General features: G+C 41.6%; 36 protein-coding genes and 1 pseudogene. 32 read left to right on the top strand and 5 right to left on the bottom strand.

The features are described 5' to 3' along the window. Positions 1–316: 316 nt before the first annotated feature. The 16 genes and pseudogenes from BCT49_RS24895 to BCT49_RS24820 all read left to right on the top strand — a co-directional run bounded on the left by BCT49_RS24895 (position 317) and on the right by BCT49_RS24820 (position 10284). A complete protein-coding gene (locus BCT49_RS24895; RefSeq protein ID WP_102439010.1) occupies positions 317–793 on the top strand; it encodes a GNAT family N-acetyltransferase in 477 nt (158 codons plus the stop codon). Positions 794–1061: 268 nt separating this feature from the next. Beyond that, the gene (locus BCT49_RS24890; protein WP_102439008.1) at positions 1062–1466 is read left to right on the top strand and encodes a DUF1801 domain-containing protein; all 405 of its coding nucleotides are present in this window, start codon (positions 1062–1064) and stop codon (positions 1464–1466) included. 168 nt (positions 1467–1634) lie between these two features. Beyond that, positions 1635–1988, top strand: coding sequence for a tRNA-binding protein (locus BCT49_RS24885; RefSeq protein WP_102439006.1), 354 nt, complete (start codon positions 1635–1637; stop codon positions 1986–1988). Between the two features lie 69 nt (positions 1989–2057). Then, positions 2058–2162 carry an isocitrate lyase/phosphoenolpyruvate mutase family protein gene (locus tag BCT49_RS24880; protein WP_241908120.1) on the top strand — a complete coding sequence of 35 codons (105 nt, stop codon included), beginning with the start codon at positions 2058–2060 and terminating at the stop codon, positions 2160–2162. 31 nt (positions 2163–2193) lie between these two features. Then, complete coding sequence (locus BCT49_RS24875) at positions 2194–2706, top strand: DinB family protein (protein ID WP_102439004.1); 513 nt, start codon at positions 2194–2196, stop codon at positions 2704–2706. A 6-nt stretch (positions 2707–2712) separates the two neighbouring features. Next, positions 2713–3171, top strand: a complete 459-nt coding sequence (locus tag BCT49_RS24870) for a GNAT family N-acetyltransferase (protein WP_102439002.1) — start codon at positions 2713–2715, stop codon at positions 3169–3171. Positions 3172–3253: 82 nt separating this feature from the next. After that, on the top strand, positions 3254–4075 hold the full coding sequence (locus BCT49_RS24865) for an NAD-dependent epimerase/dehydratase family protein (RefSeq protein WP_102439000.1): 822 nt from the start codon (positions 3254–3256) through the stop codon (positions 4073–4075). Between the two features lie 137 nt (positions 4076–4212). Next, complete coding sequence (locus BCT49_RS24860) at positions 4213–4662, top strand: DUF3291 domain-containing protein (RefSeq protein WP_102438998.1); 450 nt, start codon at positions 4213–4215, stop codon at positions 4660–4662. Positions 4663–4735: 73 nt separating this feature from the next. Beyond that, entirely contained in the window at positions 4736–5167 is a 432-nt protein-coding gene (locus tag BCT49_RS24855) for a DUF2000 domain-containing protein (protein ID WP_102439014.1), read from the top strand. 88 nt (positions 5168–5255) lie between these two features. Next, positions 5256–6183, top strand: a pseudogene (locus BCT49_RS24850) (alpha/beta hydrolase). A gap of 202 nt (positions 6184–6385) precedes the next feature. Further along, positions 6386–6820: a GNAT family N-acetyltransferase gene (locus BCT49_RS24845; protein WP_102438996.1), complete on the top strand. Its 435-nt coding sequence runs from the start codon at positions 6386–6388 to the stop codon at positions 6818–6820. Between the two features lie 17 nt (positions 6821–6837). Beyond that, on the top strand, positions 6838–7173 hold the full coding sequence (locus BCT49_RS24840) for a 5-carboxymethyl-2-hydroxymuconate Delta-isomerase (RefSeq protein ID WP_102438994.1): 336 nt from the start codon (positions 6838–6840) through the stop codon (positions 7171–7173). 226 nt (positions 7174–7399) lie between these two features. Then, complete coding sequence (locus tag BCT49_RS24835; RefSeq protein ID WP_102438992.1) at positions 7400–7891, top strand: RDD family protein; 492 nt, start codon at positions 7400–7402, stop codon at positions 7889–7891. Positions 7892–8086: 195 nt separating this feature from the next. Further along, positions 8087–8965 carry a PhzF family phenazine biosynthesis protein gene (locus BCT49_RS24830; protein WP_198595903.1) on the top strand — a complete coding sequence of 293 codons (879 nt, stop codon included), beginning with the start codon at positions 8087–8089 and terminating at the stop codon, positions 8963–8965. 226 nt (positions 8966–9191) lie between these two features. Next, positions 9192–9644: a DUF302 domain-containing protein gene (locus tag BCT49_RS24825; RefSeq protein WP_102438988.1), complete on the top strand. Its 453-nt coding sequence runs from the start codon at positions 9192–9194 to the stop codon at positions 9642–9644. A 193-nt stretch (positions 9645–9837) separates the two neighbouring features. Further along, a complete protein-coding gene (locus tag BCT49_RS24820) occupies positions 9838–10284 on the top strand; it encodes a GNAT family N-acetyltransferase (protein WP_102438986.1) in 447 nt (148 codons plus the stop codon). Positions 10285–10441: 157 nt separating this feature from the next. Here BCT49_RS24820 and BCT49_RS24815 read toward each other — a convergent pair whose 3' ends face one another. Further along, positions 10442–11473: a methionine synthase gene (locus BCT49_RS24815; protein WP_102438984.1), complete on the bottom strand. Its 1032-nt coding sequence runs from the start codon at positions 11471–11473 to the stop codon at positions 10442–10444. 27 nt (positions 11474–11500) lie between these two features. After that, the gene (locus tag BCT49_RS24810) at positions 11501–12478 is read right to left on the bottom strand and encodes a DUF1852 domain-containing protein (RefSeq protein ID WP_102438982.1); all 978 of its coding nucleotides are present in this window, start codon (positions 12476–12478) and stop codon (positions 11501–11503) included. A gap of 294 nt (positions 12479–12772) precedes the next feature. On the opposite strand from BCT49_RS24810, the gene BCT49_RS24805 reads away from it, so the two are divergent. From BCT49_RS24805 to BCT49_RS24750, 12 genes are all read left to right on the top strand, one after another. Continuing rightward, positions 12773–13582: a sulfite exporter TauE/SafE family protein gene (locus BCT49_RS24805; RefSeq protein WP_102438980.1), complete on the top strand. Its 810-nt coding sequence runs from the start codon at positions 12773–12775 to the stop codon at positions 13580–13582. A 277-nt stretch (positions 13583–13859) separates the two neighbouring features. Further along, complete coding sequence (locus tag BCT49_RS24800) at positions 13860–14366, top strand: DUF6653 family protein (RefSeq protein WP_102438978.1); 507 nt, start codon at positions 13860–13862, stop codon at positions 14364–14366. Between the two features lie 84 nt (positions 14367–14450). After that, entirely contained in the window at positions 14451–15455 is a 1005-nt protein-coding gene (locus BCT49_RS24795) for a S66 family peptidase (protein ID WP_102438976.1), read from the top strand. Between the two features lie 278 nt (positions 15456–15733). Continuing rightward, on the top strand, positions 15734–16144 hold the full coding sequence (locus BCT49_RS24790; protein ID WP_102438974.1) for a GNAT family N-acetyltransferase: 411 nt from the start codon (positions 15734–15736) through the stop codon (positions 16142–16144). 45 nt (positions 16145–16189) lie between these two features. Further along, positions 16190–16606, top strand: a complete 417-nt coding sequence (locus BCT49_RS24785) for a VOC family protein (protein ID WP_017112026.1) — start codon at positions 16190–16192, stop codon at positions 16604–16606. Between the two features lie 199 nt (positions 16607–16805). Further along, positions 16806–17369, top strand: a complete 564-nt coding sequence (locus BCT49_RS24780; RefSeq protein WP_102438972.1) for a GNAT family N-acetyltransferase — start codon at positions 16806–16808, stop codon at positions 17367–17369. A 23-nt stretch (positions 17370–17392) separates the two neighbouring features. Next, positions 17393–17974, top strand: coding sequence for an HD domain-containing protein (locus BCT49_RS24775; RefSeq protein ID WP_102438970.1), 582 nt, complete (start codon positions 17393–17395; stop codon positions 17972–17974). A gap of 121 nt (positions 17975–18095) precedes the next feature. Then, positions 18096–18566, top strand: coding sequence for a GNAT family N-acetyltransferase (locus tag BCT49_RS24770; protein ID WP_102438968.1), 471 nt, complete (start codon positions 18096–18098; stop codon positions 18564–18566). Positions 18567–18786: 220 nt separating this feature from the next. After that, the gene (locus BCT49_RS24765; RefSeq protein ID WP_102438966.1) at positions 18787–19422 is read left to right on the top strand and encodes a DUF922 domain-containing protein; all 636 of its coding nucleotides are present in this window, start codon (positions 18787–18789) and stop codon (positions 19420–19422) included. Positions 19423–19577: 155 nt separating this feature from the next. Then, positions 19578–20207: a LysE family translocator gene (locus BCT49_RS24760; protein WP_102439012.1), complete on the top strand. Its 630-nt coding sequence runs from the start codon at positions 19578–19580 to the stop codon at positions 20205–20207. A gap of 82 nt (positions 20208–20289) precedes the next feature. Then, positions 20290–20688 carry an OsmC family protein gene (locus BCT49_RS24755; protein WP_102438964.1) on the top strand — a complete coding sequence of 133 codons (399 nt, stop codon included), beginning with the start codon at positions 20290–20292 and terminating at the stop codon, positions 20686–20688. A 270-nt stretch (positions 20689–20958) separates the two neighbouring features. Further along, entirely contained in the window at positions 20959–21474 is a 516-nt protein-coding gene (locus tag BCT49_RS24750; protein WP_102438962.1) for an adenylate kinase, read from the top strand. A 152-nt stretch (positions 21475–21626) separates the two neighbouring features. Here the strand turns inward: BCT49_RS24750 and BCT49_RS24745 are convergent, their stop codons facing one another. Next, on the bottom strand, positions 21627–21959 hold the full coding sequence (locus BCT49_RS24745) for a PBPRA1643 family SWIM/SEC-C metal-binding motif protein (protein ID WP_102438959.1): 333 nt from the start codon (positions 21957–21959) through the stop codon (positions 21627–21629). Between the two features lie 265 nt (positions 21960–22224). On the opposite strand from BCT49_RS24745, the gene BCT49_RS24740 reads away from it, so the two are divergent. From BCT49_RS24740 to catB, 4 genes are all read left to right on the top strand, one after another. After that, positions 22225–22941, top strand: a complete 717-nt coding sequence (locus BCT49_RS24740) for an HAD family hydrolase (RefSeq protein ID WP_102438957.1) — start codon at positions 22225–22227, stop codon at positions 22939–22941. Between the two features lie 50 nt (positions 22942–22991). Then, a complete protein-coding gene (locus BCT49_RS24735) occupies positions 22992–23387 on the top strand; it encodes a nuclear transport factor 2 family protein (protein ID WP_102438955.1) in 396 nt (131 codons plus the stop codon). A gap of 86 nt (positions 23388–23473) precedes the next feature. Further along, positions 23474–24205, top strand: a complete 732-nt coding sequence (locus BCT49_RS24730; RefSeq protein ID WP_102438953.1) for an SDR family oxidoreductase — start codon at positions 23474–23476, stop codon at positions 24203–24205. Positions 24206–24297: 92 nt separating this feature from the next. Then, a complete protein-coding gene (gene catB / locus BCT49_RS24725) occupies positions 24298–24927 on the top strand; it encodes a type B chloramphenicol O-acetyltransferase (protein WP_102438951.1) in 630 nt (209 codons plus the stop codon). Between the two features lie 52 nt (positions 24928–24979). Here the strand turns inward: catB and BCT49_RS24720 are convergent, their stop codons facing one another. Together BCT49_RS24720 and BCT49_RS24715 are read right to left on the bottom strand one after the other, a co-directional pair. Continuing rightward, the gene (locus tag BCT49_RS24720; RefSeq protein ID WP_102438949.1) at positions 24980–26158 is read right to left on the bottom strand and encodes a BamA/TamA family outer membrane protein; all 1179 of its coding nucleotides are present in this window, start codon (positions 26156–26158) and stop codon (positions 24980–24982) included. A gap of 118 nt (positions 26159–26276) precedes the next feature. Continuing rightward, the gene (locus BCT49_RS24715; protein ID WP_102438947.1) at positions 26277–26642 is read right to left on the bottom strand and encodes a c-type cytochrome; all 366 of its coding nucleotides are present in this window, start codon (positions 26640–26642) and stop codon (positions 26277–26279) included. Positions 26643–26851 lie beyond the last annotated feature (209 nt).

Genomic DNA, 26851 nt, shown 5'->3' with positions numbered 1-26851 from the left:
ATTACGCAACAAAGCCCATCAAAGGCTAACTGGGACGATTTAGATGTTGAGTTACCTCGTAATGAAAAGCACGAAGTCGGGCGAAAGTAGGCACGGTTAAACCCGTCTAACAAGACACTAAACCCGCACGAACGCATAGAGGGAATGATGATTCAGAGTATTTATGATGACATGTGGCAAAGGCTTGAAGATTTCGAGTTGGTTTTCAATAACTGGTATCAGAACTTAGACGTCACCAAGTCTTTGGCAAGGTATAGGGTGCAATAGTTAGCACGCGTTATTTGGCCGACTAATTCTACATAGATAAAGGATCAAAATGGTAGTACTCAGAGAAATGCGCCAAGAAGAATATCCGGCTTATTGTCAATATTTCGTTGACGATTACAGTCAGGAAATAGCTAAAAATTATGGACATTCTTTAGATGTCTCAATCGAATTAGCCAAGAAAGATTTGCATCGTTGCTTTCCTAACGGACTAGAAGGAAATGAGCATTCGTTATTATGTATTGATGCAGAAATCAATGGTGAGCTTAAGCTGGTGGGTTATCTTTGGCACTCAATAAACGTGAGTGACAAATCTACTTTTATTTATGACTTTTTTGTTTCAAGCGAATATCGAGGTTTTGGTTTCGGCACTCAATCTATTTCAGTGTTGGAAGCTCAGCTACAAACGATTGGTATCAGTCAAATAAAGCTTCGGGTTGCCTACCATAATGAACGAGCGCTTAAACTATACAGAGACGTTGGTTTCGAGATTACTGGTTTCAATATGTCTAAGAAAATCAGCGGGTAGCTTCACATGACATGCGTCCAGAGCGATCACTAATGTGTCGTATTCTTGCTGTAGTAGAGTGCGGTGTTGCGTTCGTTTTAGTGTCTATAGCCTATCCGTGAAGGCTGTGTTCTCCACTTAATGCCGTGTTTCGTTTCATTTCCATCACACACCTTAACTGAATATACATACAGTTAAGGTGTTGGTTTATTATCTTCTGGTGCTTTAGTTATAGAGTTAACCTATGACTAACTTTTTAGGTGTTGGTATTCGAGAATAGGAGGTTTCAATGGACAAGGCAGTCAAAGAACGTTTCGAAGAGTATCCAGTAAATGCTCGAGTTCGACTGGAAGAGTTACGAGAAATTATCTTCACACTAACATCCGACTTGCAGTTGGGCGAAGTGGATGAGTCGTTGAAGTGGGGAGAACCTAGCTACAGCGTAAAGACAGGTAGCCCAGTACGAATCGACTGGAAATTGAAATCACCCACGAACTACTATTTGTATTTTAACTGCCAAACAAAGCTGGTAGATACCTTTCGAGAGTTGCATGGTGATGTATTGCGGTTTCAAGGAAATAGGGCGATTGAATTACGCTTATCCGACCCGCTTCCAGAACCCGAAATTAAACATTGCCTAGAGCTTGCCTTAACTTATCATCAGCGAAAACATTTACCGCTTCTTGGCTCGTGATGTTGATTATCACCAAGTATCTGATTTATCTTACCAATCGAGAAAGTTGCTCGCGGTCTGGTTAAAGACCAATTGTTCAGCACTGCGAGTGCCAAAAGATAATAAAGAATTTATGATGGACTCTTAACGCTTGGTATTTTCGGCTTAAGTCATTATGAGGATAGGAATATGGAACACGCTCCAATCAAAGATGAGATCACGTTTGATGATTTTGCGAAAATCGACATTCGTGTGGGTTTAATCGTAGAGGTCTCTGAAGTCGCTAAATCCGACAAGCTCATGAAACTGACAGTAGATTTTGGCGATCATCAACGTTCAATCTTGGCAGGTATAAAGCAAGAGCGAGAAAACCCGAAGGAAATTGAAGGCAAGCAAGCGTTGTTTGTCGTGAACTTGCCTGAAAGAAAGATGGCGGGTGAAGTGTCTCAAGGGATGCTTTTCGATATTGGCTACGAAGATAAATTACAACCATGCTTGGCTTGCCCTGAAAACGAAATGCCAAACGGCGCTAGAGCAGGGTAACGTACACACTTGGATGTTGGAGTTGTTTTGGTCTTTGTTCGAAGTTCCAGATCCCAATGAAAATGTGGTTTGGGTTCAGCAAGCGCTCTCATTGCAGAGCAAACTGGCTTTATAGCGATTGGAACACCGAGTGTGGCAATTGCACGCAGTCACGGAGTGGATGACGGTACATAAGTGAATAACTGAAACAAAAAAGGATAAATAAATGCAGTTTGCGAAGGCATTTGAATACAAAAAGTGGGCAAATAGTCAGTTACTTGATTTTGGAGCGAGACAATTCTCAAAATTGCCGGAAAACGATGGCACATTTTTCGTTAGAATTTTAAACCATACGACCGTAGTGGATAGTCTATTCATAAGTCGAATTCTCGGTGAACCAGAAAAATATACTGCTGATAATACCGTTGAAACCCCTTCGTTTTCAGAGCTGCGTGAGAGAATGGCTCACAATGACAAATGGTTAGTGCAGTATGCGCAGTCGGCCTCAAAAGAAGAATTAGACAAGATTATTCAGTTTAACTTCGTAGATGGTGATATAGGAACAATGTCTGTTGAAGAGATTCTTCTCCACTTACTCACACACGGTAATAACCACAGAGGTATGGCGTCTAGGGTGTTGGCTGAAAACGATTTAGAACGCCCAAAGGACACATTTACCCGCTATCTGCACTTTGCGGAGCCATCACGTAGAGGTAGCGACGTGTTGAAAGAAAAGTAAAAGGTTATGTACTTAAGAACAGCACATACGCATGAGTTGGATGATATTTATCTCATGGGTTTTGATGTATGGGGAAGCCAGTTGTCGGTCGATGAGTATCTAGCTTCTTGTTACAACAGTGGTAAGTATCAGAAAGGAACTTGGTATGTGCTAATAGAACAGGAACAAATTGTGTCTTCTTTGATTGTTTATCAGAGAGAGTTTGGCCTTTTGGAAGGAAGCCGTGGGCTGGGTTCCATTGCAACGCCACCAGAATTAAGGGGCAAAGGCTATGCTTCAAAATTAATTAACTTGGTAAAAGATGAGCTATTCCAAAATCAAAATAGTAAGGCGTTGTTTCTGCATAGTGATATTGACAAAGAGTTTTATAGGCGACTAGGATTTACCGCAATTGAAGGGGCTGACTGTATGTACAGTACGAGTGATAACGCGGAATTCAAAGGCGCGATACCTGCGTATTTTTAATCGCTAACATTATATTTGTTTTTATGAAGAATAAATGGTCAACGGTTGAAGGTTGATGCTTGGCATTTAATTTAGGGAATGAATGAGAGTTTTAATAGCAGGTGCCAATGGTTATATTGGTCGTCACATTACGAAGGCATTCGTAAACAGTGGTTTTGATGTTTTTGGATACAGGAGGGACAAAGGCATTGTCCCTTGTTCGGATTACATCAAAGACCTATCCACAGATTATGAAGATTACTTCGATGTGGTTATCAATTGCGCACGCCCTCACTGGTCAGAATTTTCGCCAGTTGAAATCGCAGACATTGAATATGGCTTGCTCACACAGCTTGATAGGTTTGCGTCTGAAGATGCGATAAAGATCCACACATCGGGAGTTTGGCTGTTTGGTCATGCATCTCAACAAGACCTTAAAGAGTTTAGGCTTAAACCTTTAAAGGCCGTTGAGTTAGACGTAAAAACCATTCATTCCGTGATTGGTACTAACTGGCATATCGTTTACTGCCCGAGCTTGGTATATGGCGGTGACAATTGCCAATTAAAGCGAATCATCGAATCGTATGCAAATCGAACCGTTAAGGTCGCTGTCCCATCCCAAGGGTATAATCAATACGTCCACGTCTATGACATCGCCAAATTCTATTTGTTGTTAGCGCAAAAGCAAACCTCAGAAAAGCAGCATTTTATTGCAGAAACTAAGGGTTACAGCCCAGCTCATTTTGCTCAACTTTTATTAGAATCAAACGTGATTCGAAAAGTAGATGAATGTTCTTGGGTTGAATTCGAGGCTTTAAATGGCTGTGAGGTTGTAGATATTGAACAACTGAACTTCACACTTCCAATTAGCCCTTTTTTCAAAGCCAATGAACTTATCAGCGACTACATAAAAAGTTGGATGTAATGAAATCAATAACAAAACAATCAATTTAGCTTTCGTGTTACGGTGTAAAGTATCAGTGAGGATCTGAGATTGGCGAATGGTTATTGCTTATCGCAGCGTTCTCTATTTTTATCATAATCATTCAAGGAAGAAGCATTGTGAAATTAGCTCAGTTAAATATTGCTCTAGCGAAGTACGATTTAGATGCCCCAGAAATCAAAGACTTTGTCGATAATTTGGATCTGGTTAATGGCATAGCCGAAAGCAGTGAGGGATTTGTCTGGCGTCTTAAAGATGAATCTGGTGATGCGACCAATATCAAAGCGTTCGATGATCCTAATATGATCGTCAATATGTCGGTTTGGGATTCAGTAGACTCGTTAAAGAACTTCATGTTTAGAACTCACCATCGCGACTTCATGCGAAGAAAAAACGAATGGTTTCATCGTTTGGCTGAAGATACGTATGTTCTTTGGTGGATTGAAGATGATCACATCCCAAGCCTTGATGAAGCTATTGAGCGGTTAGAGCACCTAAGAGAAACGGGTGATTCGCCTTACGCGTTTACATTCAAAACCAATTTTACAGAGTCAGAAGCTCCTAGATGAAGCTCTTGCATTGTTCACGTCTCAGTAATACGTTAGATGACGAATGTTATTGATAATGAACAAGGGAGACGCTGTGAGCACTTTGCCAGATGAAAACCAGAAACGGTTTATTGCTGTCTTAAGTAAGAAGATGGATTTGGGAAGAGCGCTGAATGTACTAGGGCATTTGAGTGTTGGCTTGTCGAATCAATTGAACGAGGGTGAAACCTGTTACGTTGACTATCAAGATATGGATGACGGAGTCCACCCTAATTTGTCTCACTATCCTTTCATTGTCTTGAAAGCCGACAATTCGAACAAGCTTCGAAAAGTACGTGAAGAGGCTATTAGCCGTGGTATCAAATTTACCGATTTCACGAGTACGATGATTGAAGGTGGCTCCATCGAGCAACAGCAAAGAACTAAGCAAACCAAAGAAGCAGACTTAGAGTATCTCGGAGTATGCTTATTTGGTGACACTGAAACCCTACGCGAATTTACCAAGAAGTTTAGCCTCTATAAGTAAGTTTTAGCTCACACATCATAACTGTATGGATATACATGTTCTTGTGTGAGTGTATTATTCTGTTGTTTTTTCAGCATAGAATAAAAAAATGACCAAGCATTTAGAGACTGGCATCAAAGAGCTAGTCGAAGATTTTCAATTAAATGGTAAACCTTGCCCATCACGACAATCCATAGAAGATAGACGAGCTGGCTATATTGTATATTGGCAGTACCGTTTTGGCGGGTAATAGCCCTCAAATTGAACGCGAATTTTTAGATGTCATCAATGGCGTTGAGGTAAAAGCTTATAAACCAACGAGCGAACCGAATTTGCCGATCACTGTGTACTTTCACGGTGGTTGTTTTATCAGTGGTGGTTTTGAAACTCATGATACTCAATTGAGACAAATTGCTCTTCAATCGAATTCTATTGTCATCTGCATTAAGTATCGACTAGCGCCAGAGCACACTTACCCAGCGGCACACGACGACGTAAATCAAGCTGTACTCGGTATTAAAGAATGCGGGTTGAAATATGGTGGCAACACAGACCATTTGGTGTTTGTGGGTGACAGTGCTGGTGGTCAATTGGCTTTGGCCACAACATTGAGGCTTAAGAAATTTGATTCGTGGCTGCCGCGCCAGCAAATTCTTATCTATCCAATGTTAGATCCTAATGGCAGTTCAAACAGTTACATAGAAAACGGGTCAGACTATATTATCACGGCGAACATGCTGCTTTCGGGCTTCGAATTATACGCAAGTAGTGAGTCCAATTTATTGTATGAACCGGAACTTAACCTTCTGAATGCGAGCTATCATGGCCTTCCAACAACAACGATCATTACGGCAGAGTTTGATCCATTGCGTGATGAGGGGGAGCAACTCTACAGATCGATGGTTGCTCAAGGTGTTGAAGCGCGATATGAGCCTTACTTGGGTGTAATTCATGGGTTCTTTCAACTCTCTGGTGTAAGTCAGTCAGCAAAGCGTTGTATTGAATCTATTTCAAGCCACATAAAACATTCAAACTAACAGCTGCTTAAGTTGTAATTCTTTAACTGACAACGGGTTAACGAACAAGCGTTTAGTGTTAATTTTAGCGCTGTTTAAATCCCAAACAGCGTTGTGAGTATTGTTGGTTTTCATGGAGTGGATTCGATATGACTGAACAATTTAGTGACAAGATCTCGAGGAATAGCATGGAATGAACATCAATCGAAGCAAGGAGAGCAATGTGGTCAAGATTCGGGAAATGGTAACTGCCGATTATGATTCAGTCATTGCGTTATGGTGTAAAACTGAAGGCATGAGCATTCGTGATGCCGATTCGAAAGAGAGCATTTCGAGTTATCTTGAGCGTAATCCGGGGTTGAGTTTTGTTGCTGAGTCCGACAAAGAGATTGTTGGTGCCGTCTTAGTGGGTACTGATGGGCGTCGAGGTTATTTACAACATTTGGCGGTCTCTGCTGAATGCAGAGGACAGAGGCTAGGTTGTAAACTTGTATTCGAAGCGGTTAACTCTCTTGCTACGTTAGGTATTCCCAAGACGCACTTATTCGTATACAACGATAATATCAACGCTCAGCAATTTTACGAGAAATTGGGTTGGTTTCCTCGTGACGAAGTTCGTATGTACTCGTTTAATAGCTCAAGCAACAGTAACGTCTAATTTTTAAGGAGTAAGTTTTGCCTCATTGTATTATTGAACACTCTTCGTCTATTAAGTCGGATGAGTTAAACAGCAAAGTTTTTCTCGGTGCGCTAAATTCGGGTTTGTTTGAGGCTGACGGCCGAGATATCAAGGTGAGAAGTATCGCCTATCAGAACTACCAAACTGGTACAACCAAAGAAGATTTCATCCACGTCACACTGCGCATATTGTCTGGTCGTAGCGATGACAATAAGGCTACCTTGTCAAACACTGTGATGACGCAATTAGAGTCTTTGTCTCTGGTTGATACCTCGATTACGATTGAAGTCGTCGATATGGATCGAAACAGCTACAGCAAGGTTGTGGTTTAACTCTCTCTATTTACTTCATTTTCCAAGTTTCTAGATAGATTCATAACACTCGGTGTTTTATCGTGCGTTATGTTTTCTGGACTGATGCTATTTTTGAATGATTTCTATTGTCATGATTTATAAATCGGTGCGGAAATCACAAACTTTACGCATCTAGTTGAATACTAATTGAGAAGTCGATTGCATTACGTATCATGTATTTACGTTGGCTATATAAGTAAATAATATGAAAGATGATGTTCCCTCTACGATAAGTGATTTGTACGAATATTCAGGCTTTTGGCCTCGAGTTGGTGCGAGTTTAATCGATTCAGTAATAATCGGTGCCATTACATACCCTATATTAATTTCGGTTTACGGCTGGGTATATTTTGATAACGAGGCGTTAGTCAAAGGCTTCACAGATCTTGTGTTTGGTTGGATCTTTCCAGTCGTCGCTATTTTGGGTTTCTGGCTTTATCGACAAGCAACACCAGGCAAAATGGCGATATCCGCAAAAATTGTAGACGCTACCACTGGTGAAAAACCTTCACTTCAACAATATATAGTGAGATACCTTGGATATATCCTAGCGACGATCCCATTTGGGCTTGGAATATTTTGGGTCGCTTGGGATAAGCGTAAACAGGGTTGGCATGACAAACTGGCCAATACTGTGGTTATCTGTAACAAAGACCGAAAAACACCTCAGAAAGTCAGTTTTTCTTCAAAAAGCTAATATGAATAGTGAGCCCGAGTTCATCGCTCACTGCACATGAGTTCGTGTTAATCAGCTCTGTAGAATTACACGTTAGTTGATTGGGATCTATTACTGAAAAAATGCATCTAGCAACATCAAATTCTGACAAGATTGTCTAGAGTGGGAGTGAGCATTTATCCCCGTTTACTACGATGTTGCATGGAGGTACTGAAGTTGAAGAATGTTGAAGCTTTTCTGGTTAATTCGTTTACTAAGAATGGCAAGGGAGGGAATCCTGCGGGCGTAGTTTTGCAGGCCGATTCTCTGTCTAACGAAGACAAGTTAGCGATAGCACAAGCTGTTGGCTTTTCTGAAACAGCGTTTGTTTCTCAAGATGATGAAGTCGACTTTGAATTGTCTTTTTTCACCACAACGAGTGAGGTCGATTTCTGCGGACACGCAACATTAGCGGCCTTTTCAATAATGCACCGTCAAGGACTGATAACCGAAGGACAATACGTTCAAAGGACTAAAGCTGGCATATTGGCTGTCACTGTTGAGTCGAATGGACAGATAGTGATGGAGCAGGCATTACCTGAATATCGAGATGTGTTTAGTTATGAAACGATATCTGAATTGATTGGAATCGCCCCTCAAATATTAGAATCTACCCAGTTACCAATCGAGGTTATTTCAACTGGGTTGCCCGATATTATTGTTCCAATCCCAAATGGCTATCTCGACAAGATTCGAGTCGATGAAAACTCTCTAAGCGAATTCTGTAAGTTACATGACGTCATTGGCTTACATGCTTTTGAACTGTGTGGGAAGCATACTGAATTAACCGCAAGTTGTAGAAATTTCGCTCCTTTATTTGGGATCCCTGAGGAGTCAGCAACAGGGAGCGCCAGTGGTGCGTTGGCTTGCTACTTAGCCAAGCACTTAAATGGGATTCATGGACAGAGTTTTACTTTCGAGCAAGGTAGGGCAATGGGTTGTGTTTCCCAAATTACTACAGCCGTTGAATTGGACGATGCTGGCAATAGGGAGATTATCAAAGTTAGAGTCGGTGGCTTCGCTCACCCAATTGGGCTTCAGAACATCGACATTTAGGAACCTTGAAAAACGCCTGAGTAATAGGTTGTTCGTCTCGAGTGTTTATAAACGAACCTACAATTATAAGTACTAACTTGTTTAAAGGTTATGCTTTCTGATGACGCATATTACAAAGCTCCACGTAGACTAAGTACCTAAAAAGGCGTTATAAGAGTGATGTTTCGCCCTGTAGTTCGGCGTTAGGCAACTGTGTTTTGAATGAGTTAACTCGTAGAGGTATAGAATGAAAAGAATAATATCACTAGGCATTATCGCACTTTCCGCTTCCTTTTCTGTAGCGGCTTCTGATGGTCTGGTTAAGTATGAAAGTAATTACTCGGTAAAAGAAACGGCTGATCGCTTCGAAAATATAGCAAAAAGCAAAGGGCTTACTTTGTTTGCAAGAGTAGACCATCAAAAAAATGCGGCCAGTGTGAACCTAGAACTTCGACCAACCGAAGTGATCATTTTTGGTAACCCGAAGGTTGGAACGCCTTTAATGCAGTGCGCTCAAGATGTGGCTATTGATCTACCTCAGAAAGTCATGGTGAGTGAAGACGATAATAAGAAAGTTTGGCTTACTTACAATAATCCTACGTACCTGATGGAGCGTCATCAAATTCAAGGTTGTGATGAAGTCATTAAAAAGATCTCAGGTGTGTTGAGCAAGCTGTCAGAGGCGACGGTAGCCAAGTAAGCATCGATAGTTTCATCACCAACAGCCTATGCGTGGCTTGCTACGCATAGGCTGTCAGTAACATCCCTCAACTCCTTAAGCTTTACCTAAGTTAGCAACCAATTATCCATAGGGCATGCTTTCTCACGTGAGTTAGCTTAGTGAGTATCACTTTTGATAGACTTAGGTTTACGTTTCGGACTTGGTGAGAAATATGGAATTAAATGAAGTTGGGAGTAGTGAGATCCCGATGGATCTATTGCTTGAAGCTGACCCGTCTAAAGAGAGCATTTCATCGTATCTGCCAAGTTCGTGGTGCTTTAGCGCGTCAGAGAATGGAAAAATCTTGGGCGTGTGTGTTGTTCAACCTCAAACGCATACTGTAGCTGAAATCTATAATGTCTCGGTCTACCCCGAAAGTCAGGGGCGTGGTATTGGGTCTGAATTGCTTAGGTTTGTTTTGTCTGTTTTACCGACGAAAGGGATAGAAAGAGTCGAACTCGGCACTGGTACTTTTGGTTATCAACTGACTTACTATCAACGCCTTGGCTTTCGAGTCGATTCAGTGGCTAAAGATCATTTTCTTATCCATTATCCAGAGCCCATTTTTGAAAACGGCATTCAACATAAAGACATGTTGAGGTTATACATACAGGTTTAAGAAACTGTAAGTTTGAGTGGAATAGTCAGCGTTCGGCGATTAATGACTAACTAACTCTATCAATAATTAAGCACAAAAAAGCACACCGATTTCTGCGGTGCGCTTTTAGTCAAACAGGTTGATGTTTCAAATCTCGATAAAGCTTCCGATGAGTGTTCTATCTATCGGCGATTTCTTTTCGAATGATCTCTGCACCTGCATGTAATGCATTAAGCTTAGCCGTTGCGATAGAGCGTGGCAGGGGAGCCATTCCGCAGTTAGTACATGGGTACAAGTTTTCGGCATCCACAAACTCTAGAGCTTTTCGAAGAGTATCCGCAACTTCTTCTGGTGTTTCGATATCGTTGGTGGCTACATCAATAGCACCGACCATGACTTTTTTACCGCGGACAAGCTCCAATAGCTCAATAGGCACACGAGAGTTATGGCATTCTAATGAGATAATATCGATGTTAGATTTTTGCAGTTTCGGAAATACTTCTTCGTATTGTCTCCACTCTGTTCCCAACGTCTTTTTCCAATCTGTATTTGCTTTTATGCCGTAGCCATAGCAAATATGAACCGCAGTTTCGCATTTAAGGCCTTCAATAGCTCTTTCTAAACAGGCGATTCCCCAAGCATTCACTTCATCAAAAAACACGTTAAATGACGGCTCATCAAATTGGATAATATCAACGCCAGCCGCTTCTAAGTCTTTAGCTTCTTGATTGAGAATTTTTGCAAACTCCCAAGCCAATTGTTCGCGACTCTCATAGTGATCATCGTAAAGCGTGTCGATCATGGTCATAGGACCAGGCAACGCCCACTTAATCGGCTGATCAGTTTGTTGACGTAAGAACTTCGCATCTTCGACAAAAACAGGCTTTTGACGAGAAACAGGGCCGACAACTGTAGGAACACTCGCGTCATAGCGATTACGAATCTTAACTGTTTTACGCTTCTCAAAATCAACACCGTTAAGGTGCTCAATAAACGTAGTAACGAAGTGTTGGCGTGTTTGCTCGCCATCACTAACAATATTGATTCCGGCTTGTTGCTGTTCTTGCAACGAGATACGCAACGCATCGTGTTTACCAGCAATCAGTTCTTCACCTTCCAATTTCCAAGGTGACCAAAGTGTTTCAGGCTGAGCTAACCAAGAGGGCTTAGGTAAGCTGCCTGCCGTTGAAGTCGGTAATAGTGTTTTCATAATAAGTGCCGCTATATTCTGGGTTAATTACAATGCGTAGTTCGCAGACCAATTCTCAAGAGTCGCTTGATGCGGCTTAATGAAGTGTTCTTCAGCGAATTTACCCTGTTCAATAGCTAACTGGCTGCGCTCTTCTCGGTCATAAACAATTTGAGTCAACGAGTGATCTAAGCTCTTTAGGTTTGGCTGGTAGCATTTACCGGCAACGGCGTTCGCATTATAAATCTCTGGTCGGTAAATCTTTTGAAAAGTTCCCATCGTGCTGATGGTGCTGATCAATTCAAAATTGGTGTAGTCATTCAGTAAATCACCAAAGAAATAGAAAGCTAACGGTGCTGCGCTATTTGGCGGCATGAAGTAGCGAACTTGTAAGCCCATCTTCTTGAAATATTGCTCAGTGAGAGAAGACTCATTTGGCTGATATTCAACACCTAGAACTGGGTGTTGATTTTCAGTTCTATGATAGGTTTTATTGTCTGAAACGCTGAGGCATATCACTGGCTGTTTATTAAAGTTTCGTTTATAAACTTCCGAGTTCACAAAGTATTTAAAGAGTTTTCCATGAAGGTCACCAAAATTATCTGGAATGCTAAATTTTGGTTGGCCCTTATTATGATCCAGTAGCAATACACTAAAATCATAATCTCGAACATAAGAGGAGAAGTTGTTTCCAACAATGCCTTCAATACGTTTGTTGGTGGTGTGGTCAACGATATTTGTTTTCAAAATTTCGATTGAAGGAAAGGCTTGGTCGCTGCCTTCAATGTCCATATCAACAGAAATGATTTCAAGTTCAACCGAGTAGCGATCACCATTTGGGTTATCCCAATGCGCTAAGGCATTGAAACTGTTATCAATCATCTTTAATGCGTTACGCAGGTTTTCTTGGCGGCTATCGCCTCTCGCTAAATTAGCAAAGTTGGTTGTGATACGAGTACTGTCTGAAGGACGATAATTTTCATCGAGACAAATGCTTTTAATTGTAAAGTTAAAGTCTTTATTCATAGTGTTCGGTATCCCAATGTTTTGATTTCTTAGTCAGCACTTTGCGCAGATTTTGGTTTGAGGCCGTGTGCTGATTTAAGAATTAAATTCAATAATGTTTTTTGCTATGGGATTATTTATACGTGCTTCAGCGAAAGGTTAATAATGGTTTTCTTTCACATTCAACATGAGGATTATTCATGATGTATTCGTTTGAAAAATAAAGCGACCGTCAGTTATATTAATTGGCTGAATGCGAATATAACTGAATTTATGTCGCAAATTAGCCCCTAAATATATAAGGAAATAAGCGGAATGAGTGAATGGCTGTTGTTGATTTTATACTGCGCGATACTTGGCAGTGGTGTAGGTTTTTTAGCTGGGTTATTAGGTATCGGTGGGGGACTGATTATTGTCCCGGTACTCAGTAGTATTTTACTGCACTTCGGATCTTTACCAACAGATCAGGTCGTGATCGTTGCAATTGCGACATCATTGGCATCGATATTATTCACATCAACATCGTCTGCAATTGCCCATCATAAAAATGGTAACGTGCCATGGAATCTTGCGCCATGGATAATGACGGGTGTTGCACTAGGCGCACTGGTCAGTGGTTTTATGGCGGCACTCTTGCCAGAACAAGTTGTGCGCTTGGTCTTTACCGTGAGTGTTGTGCTCATCGCAATTAAGATGTTCCTAAGCAATAAAAGTGACGCATCTAAAGAACGTAAGCTACCCAATAAAGCATTGTTAACCTTTTTTACGACGATCACTGGCGGGCTGTCAGCCATGATTGGCATTGGTGGTGGCGCGTTATTGGTGCCTTTACTGACGTTCTTTTCACTCGATATGAAAAAGGCCATAGGTTGTGCGTCTGCCTGCGGTATTGTCATCGCGTTGTTTGGTTCGATAGGTTACATAAGCTCAGGTACGGCTCACTTTGCTTTAGAGGAAGGCTTTGCTGGGTTTGTCTATCTACCTGCCTTGTTAGGTATTGTTTGTACTTCATGGTTCACTGCACCTTTAGGGGCAAAAGCGACCAATTACTTACCCGTTCCAACGATCAAAAAAATCTTCGCGGTATTACTATTAGCCATGGCTGCCAATATGGCTATTCGTTAAAACTAATGGTCGTTAAAAACTAATGATCGCTAAGAATTAGTGGTCGTTAAAAATAAATGGCCATCAAAAATAAATTGTCTTTAAAAATCAATGAACGACTCCGATAAGGTGTTAAGCCTATAGCGTGATACAAGTTCACCCTGTGATATCACAAAATACGTTCGAATAGTTTTTAACGTTTAATTGGTCGTGTAATGTTTGAGTTCATATGCAGCATTGCTTGTTGTTCGTGGCTAATTATTCACGGCCGATACGTTAACAATTCAAGGGAAGTCATTTGGATATCATCAAACAATTAGAAAAGCTCATGTCGATGGATGAATCCACTTGGCATAAGCACTCTAACCCGTGGAGTGTTTATACTCGATTTACTCTTCTTCCACTGATTTCTCTCGCCTTTTGGTCTAGAGATTGGATCGGAATCTATTCTGTACTGGCAATATTGGCCTCTTTCCTTTGGGTATGGATTAATCCGAGGTTATTCCAAGCTCCTGATACAACGAACAACTGGGCTTCAATGGGTACGTTTGGCGAGCGTATCTATCTGAATCGTAAAGTTGAGTCTATTCCTGCTCATCACGTGAAACCTATTTTGGTTCTTCAGTTCTTAACTGGGTTAGGCTTGCCCGTGTTTGTATACGGCTTGTGGAGCTTAGACTTAACCTTGGTGGTCATTGGTAATCTATGGATTGCTGCATTTAAGGCTTGGTTTGTCGATAGAATGGTTTGGCTGTATTTGGATATGAAAGACACTAAACCTGAATATGCGAATTGGTTAAAGTGATGCCAAACCGACCGGATGAAGTGCTTGTGTCATTATTCTGGTTAGGTTTGAATGAAATTGTTTAGATAATGGAGTATTTAGTTCGTGTTATACCCAAAGGCTTTAAAAGCAGGGGACAAAATTGGTTTCTTCTCGCCATCTTATCCTGCCACAGTATTCGCTCCGAATCGATTTAATCGTGCTAAATCTTATCTAGAGTCACAAGGTTTCGTTTTAGTTGAAGGCTCACTCACAGGGCAGTCGGACAAGTATCGCTCTGGTTCGATTCAAGATCGAGCTGAAGAGTTAAATCAGCTCATTCGTGATCCAAGTGTCCGATGTATCATGTCTACAATAGGTGGCACCAACAGCAATTCACTGTTGCCCTATATTGATTACGAAGCGTTGAAAAACGACCCTAAGATCATTATTGGATATTCAGACGTGACCGCATTGCTGCTTGGTATTTATGCACAGACTGGGCTAATCACATTCTATGGTCCTGCGTTGGTTGCTTCTTTCGGTGAACTTCCGCCATTGGTCGATGAAACACTGCGTTCATTCATTGATATTTTGTGTTCTGACTCCGAGCAATATCAATACTCTATGCCCTTGGAATGGACAGATGTGAAACATGATTGGGAAACACAAGATACAGCGAAACCTGTGTATCCGAACGACTGGCAATTCTTGGGAGAAGGTAAGGTTTGTGGTCGTCTTATTGGGGGGAACTTGAATACGATGGCTGGGATTTGGGGAAGTAAGTATATGCCGGATCTTCAGGTCGGTGACATCTTACTTATCGAGGATTCCTTAAAGGGCATTGAAAGCGTAGAACGTTCATTTTCACACCTTCTAGCCTGTGGCGTTTTTGATAAAGTCGGTGCCATTATTCTGGGTAAGCACGAGTTATTCGATGACAAAGGAACAGGACGAGCACCACTTGACGTTCTACTCGAAGTTTTAAATGGCAAGCCAATCCCAATATTTTGCGGATTTGATAGTTGCCATACGCATCCAATGCTTGTAACACCTTTAGGAGTAATGTGCTCAATCGACTTTGACAATCACACTTTTGAGATTAAAGAGCGGTGGCTTTCAGATACATAATATAAATGCTCAATAGTGATTCCCAACGCTTGGCACTTATAGTGGTAATTGGGTGAAAGGCTTTAATCACTTTAAATAAAATGGCTAAATTTCTTGAAAGAGAATAACTTAGGATTGTGTTGCTATCCTCTAGTTCTATTGTAAATTATCGATTAAACAATGAGTTATGGGGTAGTGCCTATGTTTAGATATGCTAATTTTCTAATAAAACAAAAAGACTGTGTATTTATACAGTATTTGGGTGTATGCTCCGTTTATATCAAAAGGAGTAGCAAAGAATGACAATAGTATTTGAAGAAAAAGTCCCTAATCCAAACGAATTCTGCGATATGCGCGTACGTGCAAACCTATCACCAAAATCTCTTGAAGCTGCCACCATTGCATTACCAAATAGCCTCTATGGTGTTTCGATAAGAGACGAAGGTGTTCTAATTGGTATGGGGCGTGTAGTGGGTGATGGCGCATGTAATTTTGAGGTTGTCGACGTTGCTATTGATCCTAGTTATCAAGGACAAGGGTTTGGGCGAAAAGTGATGGAGTATATCGACAACTATTTGTCTTCAGTTGCACTCGACGGATCGTATGTTTCAATGATCGCTGATGAACCTGAATTCTATGAGAAATTAGGCTACAAACTTGTGTCTCCTTCTTGCCAAGGAATGACAAAAAAGTTCAAACCTTGCGTATAATGAACGGATTCTAAAAACTAAAAAGTTTACACACTAGGTAAGAACATGAAGCAAAATATTGTCCATATTGCATTGGTCGTTAAAGATTACGATGAAGCCATCGATTTCTATGTAAACAAACTGAATTTTGAACTTATTGAAGACACCTATCAGGCAGAACAAGACAAACGTTGGGTTGTGGTTGCTCCGCCGAATTCTCACGGCGTTACCTTATTGCTTGCAAAGGCTTCTAAGCCAGAACAACATGATTTTATTGGTAATCAAGCGGGTGGACGTGTATTCATTTTCTTGAATACCGATGATTTCTGGCGTGATTACGAGCATATGAAATCAATAGGGATTAACTTTGTCCGAGATCCACAAGAACAAGACTACGGTACCGTTGCTGTATTCGAAGATTTATATGGAAACCTTTGGGACTTACTTCAGTTAAACCCTGACCATCCGATGGCAAAGAGATAAACGCAACAAGTCGGTTATAAGTCAATTTCTAGGGCGTTCTTTACATGCGCCCTATAACTTCTGCCACAAGACACTAGATAAATACTTCTAGAAATACGTATAATCTGACACTTAAGGCATGGCACTTAAAGGTGGCAATGTTTGGCCTCTAATAGGCTCAACTATTTGATGCGGTAATCATATAAAACAAGGAAGACTGGTGGAAATAGTACAAGCAGAAATATCAGATCTAGAAAAGTTCTATCAGTATTTAGACGTGCAGCTTTTAGACAATGCTGGCGACGACTCTCCACTTTTCCAACCTATTGCTAAACACGACTGTAGTGTTTCAGATTCTCTCAAAGCTAAGTTTAGAAACGGCTTCGAAGTTTCAATCGGTGAATCAGGCTGGCGAAAGCTTTGGGTCGTGAAAGACTCGTTTGGTCATGTATTTGGCCACATTGATTTACGCCACAATGGTGGGGAGTATGGTTTCCACCGCGTTTGTTTAGGTATGGGCGTTGATCATAGCGTCAGAAAACAAGGGTTAGGGCGTAAGTTGATTGAATTGGCTGTCGAGTTTTGTCGAGAAACTGAAGGCATTGATTGGCTCGACCTCAACGTGCTTTCAGATAACCTCCCAGCGAAAAATTTATATTTAAAATGCGGCTTTTCAATCATTGGTGAAATGTCAGATTGCTATCGTATCGATGGTCAATCGGTCTCTGAAATGACGATGACGTTGTGCACACAAGATCTTCATAACTCACACCCATCTAACTAATACTCGATTTAGGAGAATGCTTCATGGAAGAAATCAATAATGTCCTTCAGTTTATGGTTGAAATTGAAAAGCTAAAATCAGTTCACCGCCAAACGAAACCAGTAGGGTTGGATCGCTATGAAAATTCAGCAGAGCATAGTTGGCACGTGTGCTTAAGTGCCTTGATGTTGAAAGACTACGCGAATGAGACGATTGATATTACGCGTGTCGTTAAAATGCTCCTGATTCATGACCTGGGGGAAATTGACGCCGGAGACACGATTATTTACGCCAGCGAAACGGAAGAGAATAAGTTAAAAGAGCGTAATTGTGTTGAGCGCTTATTCCAATCGTTACCCAATGACCTGCGTGATGAGTATTTACAGTTGTGGTTAGAGTTTGAAGAAGGCAAGTCTCCCGAATCTAAGTTTGCTAAAGCGATTGATAGGGTGCCTCCCTTATTACATAACATCCACGGTGGCGGTCATAGTTGGAAGAAGCACAATATCTCTAAAGACAAAGTTCTTACTTTTAATGGTGAACGCATATCCAAGGGCAGTAACACGTTGTGGGATGCACTTGAAGTTCAGCTAGAAGATGCTGCAAAGAAAGGTTTTTTGAAATAGCGCTTGAGCCACAGTATTACTCCGACTTCTCTTAGAGAATAAGTTGAAATACTATCTAACCAGTAACCAGTAACCAGTAACCAGTAACCAGTAACCAGTAACCAGTAACCAGAAAGCATTAATGATAACCGTTGAACGACTCAAACCGTCAGATGTTGAGAGAGTCAAAAACATTCAATTAGCCGATGACCAGATCAAGTTCGCAGGAACCGCAGAGGCGTTTTTATTGAGTGGCAGTGAAACGATTCATTTGCACGTCATCAAACATAATGACGATGTTGTTGGCTTCTTTAAGTTAGATACTGCGTATGCATCTGGGTATGATTTTTGTTCTGAACGTGGTTTGGGATTAAGAGCATTCGCTGTCGACAAAAATCAGCAGGGCAAACGCATAGGGACGGGCACTGTGAAGGCGTTATTTCCTTATTTGAAATCTAACTACACCGAATACGACTCGATTTACCTGACCGTTAATTGCAAGAACCCAGGGGCAGTCAGTTGTTACAAAAAGGGTGGATTCGTGGATACCAATGAAAAGTACTTAGGTGGTGAAGCTGGTCCGCAGCACATAATGAAAGGGCAAATCATATAAGCGTTGTTCGTATGTGATGCTCAAACGAAAAAGTCGTTTGTGAAAACTCAATACCCACCTATTTTTAATACTGGGAACGAACTAAGCAATGATCTCAAGCAATGACCTAAGCACCAATCGATACGCGAGATACTACTGATACACGTCGTTCCTTATATGCAGCGATTGAGTGACTGTTGATGGTCGCTCTACTCTTGTTTTAATACTTCATGAGGAACCTATGAATAGTCGAATATCAAAGGCTTTGAGAGCGAGCGTATGGGCTGTGTTTAGCCACTCTATTATGTTTAGCCATATGGCAATGAGTGAAACTTTGCCCTTAGGTTATTCTTTGAGTGTTGAGTATCAGCCTTATACCGTGATCGGAAATACCGTTGATGAGATTAAGCGCTCCTTTCGTGAGGACAAGCCTCAGCACTTAAAGGATAACGGATTCGATGGCCTGACCAATTGGCAATATCAAACCTCTCACAATAGTGAAACCTGCAAGCTGTCTAAATTGGACGTCAACATCACATATACCTTGCCCCAAATTCAACGTTCTCAATCCAATCGAAAAGCAGTGGACGAGTTTAAATTTTATATGGGGCAGCTGTATCGTCATGAAGAAATGCACTTTGCGATAGCCGCGAAGCTATTTCAAGAAGTGTATTTGGCCTACAAACAAGGCGAGAGCGGAGACTGTAAACATCAATTCACAATAGTCGAAGGTTTATATGCACGCCTACAACAAGAGAGTGATGAGTTTGATTCCTATACCAATCATGGTGCAACTGAATTGGCTGTTTCTCCTTTTGGTGAGGAAGCGTATTACACCCATTGCCGTATCAAGTTATCCAAGTATCCTAGTAACTAACTAAGCATCTAAGTATTGTATTTAAGTACCTGACAAACATGAAAGAGTGAGTGTAAGGTAAGCACGAGTTAAGCGCTTCAGTTTTGCTTTCTCTAATGTTTATCTTTTGGTAAAACCTAACAATGATTAAAGGCTTTCTGAGCTGGGGTGATGTAATGGAATATGCAGTAGTTCTCTTTCATGTGACGTTGATTTGGACGCTTGCTGTCGCGACACCGGGGGCAAACGTATTATTAACGATTAATACGGCACTGAATTATGATCGCAAACTCGCGATGTTTTCTGCTTTTGGGGTCAGTGCGGCCATACTTTTGTGGGCGTTCTTTGGTGGCTCAGGGTTAGTGATCCTATTCTCCCATTTCCCTAACTTGTTTAATCTTATGAAAGTCGTCGGTGGTTGTTACCTTGTGTATTTAGGGCTGCGCCAAATCTATGTTAGCCGTAAAACCAAAAAGCTTGCTGAGGTGAGTGAACAGACGCAGCGTCATCCACCATCGAAGAGGAAGGTGTTTTTGTCGGCGTTCATCACGAGTATTCTTAACCCCAAAACTGGCTTCTTTGTTGTTAGTCTATTTAGCGTCTCTATGCCTGAAAACATGAGCGCATCGATGATACTGGCTATTATGTTTACGATGTCCTCAATCACGCTGGTTTGGCATTTGTTTTTAGCGATGGCATTTTCCCAGCAATCAGCGAAAAGTGTTTACGCTCGTATTTCAGGTGTTATGGATTACGTGACGGGTGGGTTATTCACGATTTTTGGTATTAGAGTGATGACATCTTGATGCAACCTTTGGTTTGTTCTGTATTATCCAAATAACAGCTCTGAGTTGTATCTAATCGGATATGAAAAGTAAGTGAGAAAGTATGAGTATCAATGTGAAGTGGGGCGGAGAGTGCCAATTTAGCGTAACAACTGAAGGCGGTTTCAATTTTAACGTCGATGCCACCAGCAAAACGGCGCCGTGTCCGACTGAGGTTTTACTATCGGCATTAGGTTCATGCAGCGCAACAGACGTGGTGTTAATACTGCAAGAACAAGGCTTTGAGATAGAGAGTTTAGAAAATAATGTCACTCACACATTAACGGACGGCGAGCCTCGTTTATATAAATCAGCGAACTTACACTTTGTGGTTCAAGGACATGGCATCTCAGAAACTGATGTTGTGAAAGCCGCGAATGAAGCTGTTGCAAAGCATTGCCATGTTTGTTTGATGCTACAACCTAAGATCGAAATTACTTGTTCAGCGGAAGTCGTGGCATAAACCAGCGTTTTCGCTAGCCTTATAATTCATTTAAGCGAGTTATATCATCTGGTCAAACATGCTGATTTATTTGTTTACCGTATTGACAACGCAACGACGATATATAAAAGTGATCTTATGAAAATGAATTTAGCGCAACTTAACCAACGAATTATCATCATTCCATAGGAATGGTGGGATTGTTGATGTGCTTTATTTATCGAACCCACCCCGTAAGGTGGGTTTTTTTGTATCTGCCTTATGGGTTTTATCTCAGTAGAAGGAAGTCATATGAAAAAAATAGCAGTATTTGGTAAGCCTGGTAGTGGGAAATCTACCGTCAGTAAAGCGCTCGCAGCTGCAACTGGTGTGGATCTTCATCAGTTAGATTCCCTCGTGTATAAGGCGAACGGCGAGTTTGTCGACAGTGACGTATTCGAACAAGCGCACGAAAACATACTGAGTTCTGAAAGCTGGATCATCGATGGCTTTGGCCCACTAGACTCGTTTAATAAGCGTTTAGACGCGGCAGATACTTTGGTTTATATCGATCTTCCTTATCCACTTAGCTACTGGTTCGTCACCAAACGTATGTTGAAAGGCTTGTTTGTTAAACCTGAAGGTTGGCCAGAGGGAAGTTCTGTCATTAAAGGGACAATACAAAGTTATAAGACACTTAAGTTGTGCCCCAGATTTTGGAATGACGACTTCAGAGCACGATTAGAATTACGAGCTGAAGATAAAAACGTTCACATCATCAAGAGCGTGGCGGAGCTGAACAACTTTGTTCGCCAACATGTTGGTTGATTCATCATAATTGAACAAAGCTCTTGTTCTCAGAAAGCTAATGTATTTCCAAAAGAATCACTCAAGACATAAAAAACGGGCAGATCGTAATGATCTGCCCGTTTTAAATCAATTATCTCAATCACACTGTGAGTAGCGTGAATCAGAAACGCTTATGCGCAGCACTTCTTGTATTTCTTACCGCTACCGCAAGAACATGGATCGTTACGGTTAGGTGTTTTTTCGAACGTCATAGTTTTTGGCTTGTTTAGCAAGGTGTCGAACTCAAGCGTGTTTTCTTCTTTCTCTGCATCAACAGATACATTCACGAAGATTGAATGCTCAGCTGCAATTGCTTCAACTTCTGTTTTACGAGCTTCAGTTTGAACCATTACCGCAACTGGTGACTCTTCAGTACCCACTTTAACATCGCGGTTTACGTTGTAGCCTGCAAGAACGTGATTCTGTCTTGTTTCGATACGGCCTTTGAAAAATAGTTTCGACATTGGGTACTCATTAAAATTTGGGATGACGCTATTCCAATGCTGGGTAGCGTTATAGAGCGGGGGATTATACGCATATATTCCAATTGATAAAGCAATGATGTGAGCAAAGAGGGCTTAGTGATTGTGACCAAACGATCAGCCGCTTAGTCACTTCTCAATTTTTTGCGTGGTTTGGAATAAGTTTGAAATTAGAGACAATAAGATTTCCCTCAATAGGGATTAGAGTGATAAATTCAAATCGTCAATTTAAACAAAGAGATAGTGTATGAAGTTAGATGCCATCCTGTGGGATTACGATGGAACCTTGGTCAATTCAGTTCCAAAAAATATCGCAATCACCAAAGACATTATCTCTGTGGTCGCGCCACACTTGTCTGGTGATAATTTACCGAAATATTTGTTGAGCGAGGCGCTTTATCATGAAGCCAACCACGGTGCTAAAAACTGGCAAGCCTTGTATGTCGACTACTACGGTCTATCACATGATGAAATGCTGATCGCTGGTGGCATGTGGGCTGAGCATCAAGAGAAAAATCAAACGCCAGTCTCGTTGTTTGATGGTTTGGAAACCGTGGTTAATCAGTTCGCTCATTTGCCTCATGGTATTTGTTCTCAAAACTCTCAATTGAATATTCGTGGTGTACTCGACAGTTATGGTATTGGTGATTTGTTTAAATCGGTTGTCGGCTATGACGATGTATCCAATGGAAACCAAAAACCGCATCCATTTGGTGGCATGAAGTGTGTTGAAAATATCTTTGGTCAAGCGCAAAACGATGAACTCTGTTTGATGTATATCGGTGACCACGAAGCGGACACACAGTTTGCTCGCAATATCGAAGCCGCACTTGGCGACAAAGCAAAAGTGATTGCAGTTGCCGCGGGTTATAGCCGTTCTGAACCTGAAAACTGGCAAACTAAGCCCGATTACATTGCTAACAGTGTCGATGATCTTTTAATGATCATTGGCAAATACGCTTAATCAATTAATCAATATCGTTTTGTTAAATCTAGCTAATTTAAGGAAGAATAATGACACCAAAAGATGTGGTATTAAGTTTTTGGGATGCAATGCGCACCAACGATTTTGCAAAGGCCAGTGAATGGCTAGCAGAAGATTTTCAAGGCTATTGGCCGCAGTCGTCTGAATTGACGATAGGCAGAGATAACTTCACTGCAATCAACTCTGAATACCCAGCGAATGGGGTTTGGAAATTTGAGCTCAACTCGATTGTTTGTGAGGGTGACACGGTAGTCACGGATGTATCAGTAACTGATAGTGTATTAAACGATCGTGTGATTACCTTTCATACGGTGGTTGATGGCTTAATCCAAAAGCAAACCGAGTTTTGGCCAGATGGTTTTGCTGCACAAGAGTGGCGTGCAAAATGGGTTCAGATAGTGAGTCCTGAATCACTTAAGTTATAAGGCCAAATGCAAGAACACGAAGCTCACAATAGAGTATGTGTATAACAACAATGAGATAATTAAAGGCCAACGAGTTAGGAGATTTCATGAACAAGGTCGTAATCGTTACAGGTGGAAGTCGAGGCATAGGCGCAGCAACGTCGAAATTATTGGCAAAGCAAGGCTATGCCGTGTGTGTCAATTTCATACATAACGAATCAAGAGCTGACGAGTTGGTGAATGAGATTCGCGAACTGGGCGGAACCGCTATCTGTGTGCGTGCGGATGTGTCGGTAGAGTCGGACGTTAAATCCTTGTTCGAAATTGCTCATAACAAACTTGGTCCAATTACCCACTTGGTGAACAACGCTGGGATCTTGTTTACTCAATCAGCACTGGTCGATATTGAGATTGATCGCTTTGAAAAAGTCATGAAATCGAACGTATCGAGTTGTTTCTTATGCAGCAAAGCCTTTATCAAACAAGCGGATGGTGCGGGCTCGATTGTTAATGTGTCGTCTGCCGCTTCTCGCACAGGTGCACCGTTTGAGTATGTGGATTACGCAACATCGAAAGGCGCGATGGATTCACTCACTAAAGGCTTGTCCCTTGAATTGGCTGCGCGTAATATCCGCGTTAATGGCGTAAGGCCTGGCTGTATCTACACTGAGATGCATGCAGACGGTGGGGATCCTGGGCGAGTTGATAGATTAGCGTCGCAACTGCCATTGCAACGAGGTGGTACACCAGAAGAGGTCGCAAACTCTATCGCTTGGTTATTGTCAGATGAAGCGTCGTATGTGACTGGTTCATTTATTGATATTGCAGGCGGTCGATAGCGCACGGAAGTCTTTACACTAAAGAAATCAATTAAAAGCATCATTACGCAACAAAAGTACCTAACTAAAAGAACGAAACTAAGAGTACAAACATGAAAAACTATTTTGAAAATCCGTTCGTCGGAAAGTCACTCAAAGAACAAGTGACCAACCCCAATATCATTGTGGGCGAACACAGCTACTATTCAGGTTATTACCACAATCACAGCTTTGATGATTGTGCGCGTTATCTACTGCCTGATAGAACAGACATCGACAAGTTAATCATCGGCAGTTATTGCTCGATTGGTTCTGGTGCAGTCTTCATGATGGCGGGTAACCAAGGACATCAAAACCAATGGGTGAGCACTTTCCCGTTTTTCTACCAAGACGACGAGAAGTTTGAAGGTGCAATCGACGGCTTTGAGCGCTCTGGTGATACTGTAATAGGCAATGATGTGTGGATAGGCACTGAAGCCATGATCATGAGCGGCGTGAAAGTAGGTGATGGTGCAATTATCGCGAGTAGAGCAGTGGTGACCAAAGATGTCGCGCCATACTCGATTGTCGGTTCGAACCCTGCACGCCATATCCGTTATCGCTTTAGTGAAGCTCAGATTGCTCAGCTATTAGAAATGAAATGGTGGGAATGGAATGAAGAGCAAATCAAAGGTGCCATGACCTTGATGTGCTCTTCAGATATCGACGGCTTATACCAGTATTGGAAGAGCTTCGCTGCGTAATCCATTGTTATACGATTGAATTATTAGGCAACTGAGTTAGCATACGACTGAATTAGATACCAGCTCCGACTTGGAAGTAGAGCGCGGTATCTTCTTCACTGAACGCAATATCAATGCCTGAAATCAAACCATAACGCCTTGCGATAAGATAACGGAAACCAACTCCGTACGCAGAGTGTGAGCTTTGGTCGAACATGTCGTTATCGCTGTCTCCAGCATAACCAATTCCAGTAAATACACCTGTTGACCAGCGCGGTGTCCACTGTTTGGTGACTTGCACTTCGGCAGCAAAGGTATGCTCACCTTGATAGCGATTGCGGGCGATACCTCTAAGGTCAATGTCTGGGTAATATTGAGGAGAGAGAACGCGTTCATTGGTTGATAAAGACTTATATTGACCTCGTAAAGCGAGATTCCATTCTTTGTTTAATTCCCAGTAGTTCAACCCCTCTAGATTAAACGTTTGATACGTGTAGTCACTGCCGATCGCATCGCCGAACCACAAGTATTCTGCAACATAGTTATAGCCTTGAGTAGGATTAAGAAAACTGTTCTTACTGTCATATTCAGCAATCAAACCCAAGCCGGACGAGGTCGGTGAAGAGTTACCAATATTGCTTAGAATCTCTTGTGCTTTAGGATGATTGTTCACTGAAAGGGTTGGTGCAAAAAACTGCTGCGATAAACCCAACAACCAAGATGTTTCAGGGATTCTAAATTGTAGCTTTTGAATTCCGCCCATGCCTTTTAGCCCTAATTCAATCCCTTCATTGGGGGCGAGAGGCGCTAAAGCATTGGAGGAGCTTTGACGGTAAAAAGTCATGTTGATATCGCCATAACCCAAACCGCCCAAGTAGCGAATTGAGTCTTCCTTCCAACTGCGTTTGTGGCCAACAAACGCCATCCAAGTGCCGTTTTCTGTCGCAAAGCCACCCACAGCGGTAATCGCAGGAGTTAATAACTGAGCGCCGCCATCGATCGACTTCTCTGCGAGTTCTTTACGTGTGTTTTTCTGCTCTTCCGATTCATGAAGAAAGATACTAGTGAAGCCGCCACCGTATCCCACAGCCGGTTCGGTAATCAGTATTGGAACAGGCAGAAAACCATAGGCATTTTCAGCCAGATATTCGCCCATATCTAAGTGGCCATCGATTTGATCGATAAAACTCACAGCATGTGAAGTAGCAGAAACAAGCACAAGAGCACTTGCCGCTAAGGGTTTGAGAGTCATAACATTCCGTATTATTCACTATCCATTAAATTCAGTGTAATCAATGAAATAGATAGCGCAATAAAACGAACGCTTTTACGTAAAATCTCTGTTCAAAAGGCGAATGGAACAGCGTTTACTATTGAATTGACTCTACGTAAGTCAAAATATCGAGGGCATCTTGCTTGGTGATAATACCTTGCCATGCAGGCATACCGCTTTCGACTTCACCTTCTAGTATGTCGCCAGCCAAAGAGTTTTTAGTCGTGAATAACTTTCCAAGTTTATTAGGAATGTTGGCAGGCTTATGCGCCAAAGAAGCCGCGGTTGGGCCATCGCCTAAACCGGTATCGCCATGACACACCTGACAAAATTGTTGATACTTGGCTTTGCCGTTCGCGAAGTGAGTTGCATCATCAAGTGAGGCGGAGTTTGCACTGAATGTCATCATTGAAGCCACGAAACCCAAGCAAGCTAATACGTGTAATTTGGTTATGTTTTTCATTGTTTTATTCTCTATTTTTACTCAACAGGTAAAGAATAAGCACGGGTTAGTAGAAGAAACGTGAACGGTTGAATCGGTTCTAAACTGTTACTAGAAAGCCGATTTACCTTAAGAGAGCTTTATCAATGTGATAAGAGTAAATGATTGATTATAAACAGTTTGCATAGTACAGCGTCTCGCATTAGCGTGATGGATGGATGGATGGATGG

Source organism: Vibrio lentus, assembly GCF_002875945.1.
Classification (GTDB): domain Bacteria; phylum Pseudomonadota; class Gammaproteobacteria; order Enterobacterales; family Vibrionaceae; genus Vibrio; species Vibrio apostichopi.
This window is presented reverse-complemented; position numbering and strand designations above follow the sequence as displayed.

Bases quoted from the DNA above. Each gene is read 5' to 3' on its own strand.
- BCT49_RS24895 (WP_102439010.1), top strand. From the start codon at position 317: ATGGTAGTACTCAGAGAAATGCGCCAAGAAGAATATCCGGCTTATTGT.
- BCT49_RS24890 (WP_102439008.1), top strand. From the start codon at position 1,062: ATGGACAAGGCAGTCAAAGAACGTTTCGAAGAGTATCCAGTAAATGCT.
- BCT49_RS24885 (WP_102439006.1), top strand. From the start codon at position 1,635: ATGGAACACGCTCCAATCAAAGATGAGATCACGTTTGATGATTTTGCG.
- BCT49_RS24875 (WP_102439004.1), top strand. From the start codon at position 2,194: ATGCAGTTTGCGAAGGCATTTGAATACAAAAAGTGGGCAAATAGTCAG.
- BCT49_RS24870 (WP_102439002.1), top strand. From the start codon at position 2,713: ATGTACTTAAGAACAGCACATACGCATGAGTTGGATGATATTTATCTC.
- BCT49_RS24865 (WP_102439000.1), top strand. From the start codon at position 3,254: ATGAGAGTTTTAATAGCAGGTGCCAATGGTTATATTGGTCGTCACATT.
- BCT49_RS24835 (WP_102438992.1), top strand. From the start codon at position 7,400: ATGAAAGATGATGTTCCCTCTACGATAAGTGATTTGTACGAATATTCA.
- BCT49_RS24825 (WP_102438988.1), top strand. From the start codon at position 9,192: ATGAAAAGAATAATATCACTAGGCATTATCGCACTTTCCGCTTCCTTT.
- BCT49_RS24820 (WP_102438986.1), top strand. From the start codon at position 9,838: ATGGAATTAAATGAAGTTGGGAGTAGTGAGATCCCGATGGATCTATTG.
- BCT49_RS24815 (WP_102438984.1), bottom strand. From the start codon at position 11,473: ATGAAAACACTATTACCGACTTCAACGGCAGGCAGCTTACCTAAGCCC.
- BCT49_RS24810 (WP_102438982.1), bottom strand. From the start codon at position 12,478: ATGAATAAAGACTTTAACTTTACAATTAAAAGCATTTGTCTCGATGAA.
- BCT49_RS24805 (WP_102438980.1), top strand. From the start codon at position 12,773: ATGAGTGAATGGCTGTTGTTGATTTTATACTGCGCGATACTTGGCAGT.
- BCT49_RS24790 (WP_102438974.1), top strand. From the start codon at position 15,734: ATGACAATAGTATTTGAAGAAAAAGTCCCTAATCCAAACGAATTCTGC.
- BCT49_RS24785 (WP_017112026.1), top strand. From the start codon at position 16,190: ATGAAGCAAAATATTGTCCATATTGCATTGGTCGTTAAAGATTACGAT.
- BCT49_RS24775 (WP_102438970.1), top strand. From the start codon at position 17,393: ATGGAAGAAATCAATAATGTCCTTCAGTTTATGGTTGAAATTGAAAAG.
- BCT49_RS24770 (WP_102438968.1), top strand. From the start codon at position 18,096: ATGATAACCGTTGAACGACTCAAACCGTCAGATGTTGAGAGAGTCAAA.
- BCT49_RS24765 (WP_102438966.1), top strand. From the start codon at position 18,787: ATGAATAGTCGAATATCAAAGGCTTTGAGAGCGAGCGTATGGGCTGTG.
- BCT49_RS24760 (WP_102439012.1), top strand. From the start codon at position 19,578: ATGGAATATGCAGTAGTTCTCTTTCATGTGACGTTGATTTGGACGCTT.
- BCT49_RS24755 (WP_102438964.1), top strand. From the start codon at position 20,290: ATGAGTATCAATGTGAAGTGGGGCGGAGAGTGCCAATTTAGCGTAACA.
- BCT49_RS24750 (WP_102438962.1), top strand. From the start codon at position 20,959: ATGAAAAAAATAGCAGTATTTGGTAAGCCTGGTAGTGGGAAATCTACC.
- BCT49_RS24745 (WP_102438959.1), bottom strand. From the start codon at position 21,959: ATGTCGAAACTATTTTTCAAAGGCCGTATCGAAACAAGACAGAATCAC.
- BCT49_RS24740 (WP_102438957.1), top strand. From the start codon at position 22,225: ATGAAGTTAGATGCCATCCTGTGGGATTACGATGGAACCTTGGTCAAT.
- BCT49_RS24735 (WP_102438955.1), top strand. From the start codon at position 22,992: ATGACACCAAAAGATGTGGTATTAAGTTTTTGGGATGCAATGCGCACC.
- BCT49_RS24730 (WP_102438953.1), top strand. From the start codon at position 23,474: ATGAACAAGGTCGTAATCGTTACAGGTGGAAGTCGAGGCATAGGCGCA.
- catB (WP_102438951.1), top strand. From the start codon at position 24,298: ATGAAAAACTATTTTGAAAATCCGTTCGTCGGAAAGTCACTCAAAGAA.
- BCT49_RS24720 (WP_102438949.1), bottom strand. From the start codon at position 26,158: ATGACTCTCAAACCCTTAGCGGCAAGTGCTCTTGTGCTTGTTTCTGCT.
- BCT49_RS24715 (WP_102438947.1), bottom strand. From the start codon at position 26,642: ATGAAAAACATAACCAAATTACACGTATTAGCTTGCTTGGGTTTCGTG.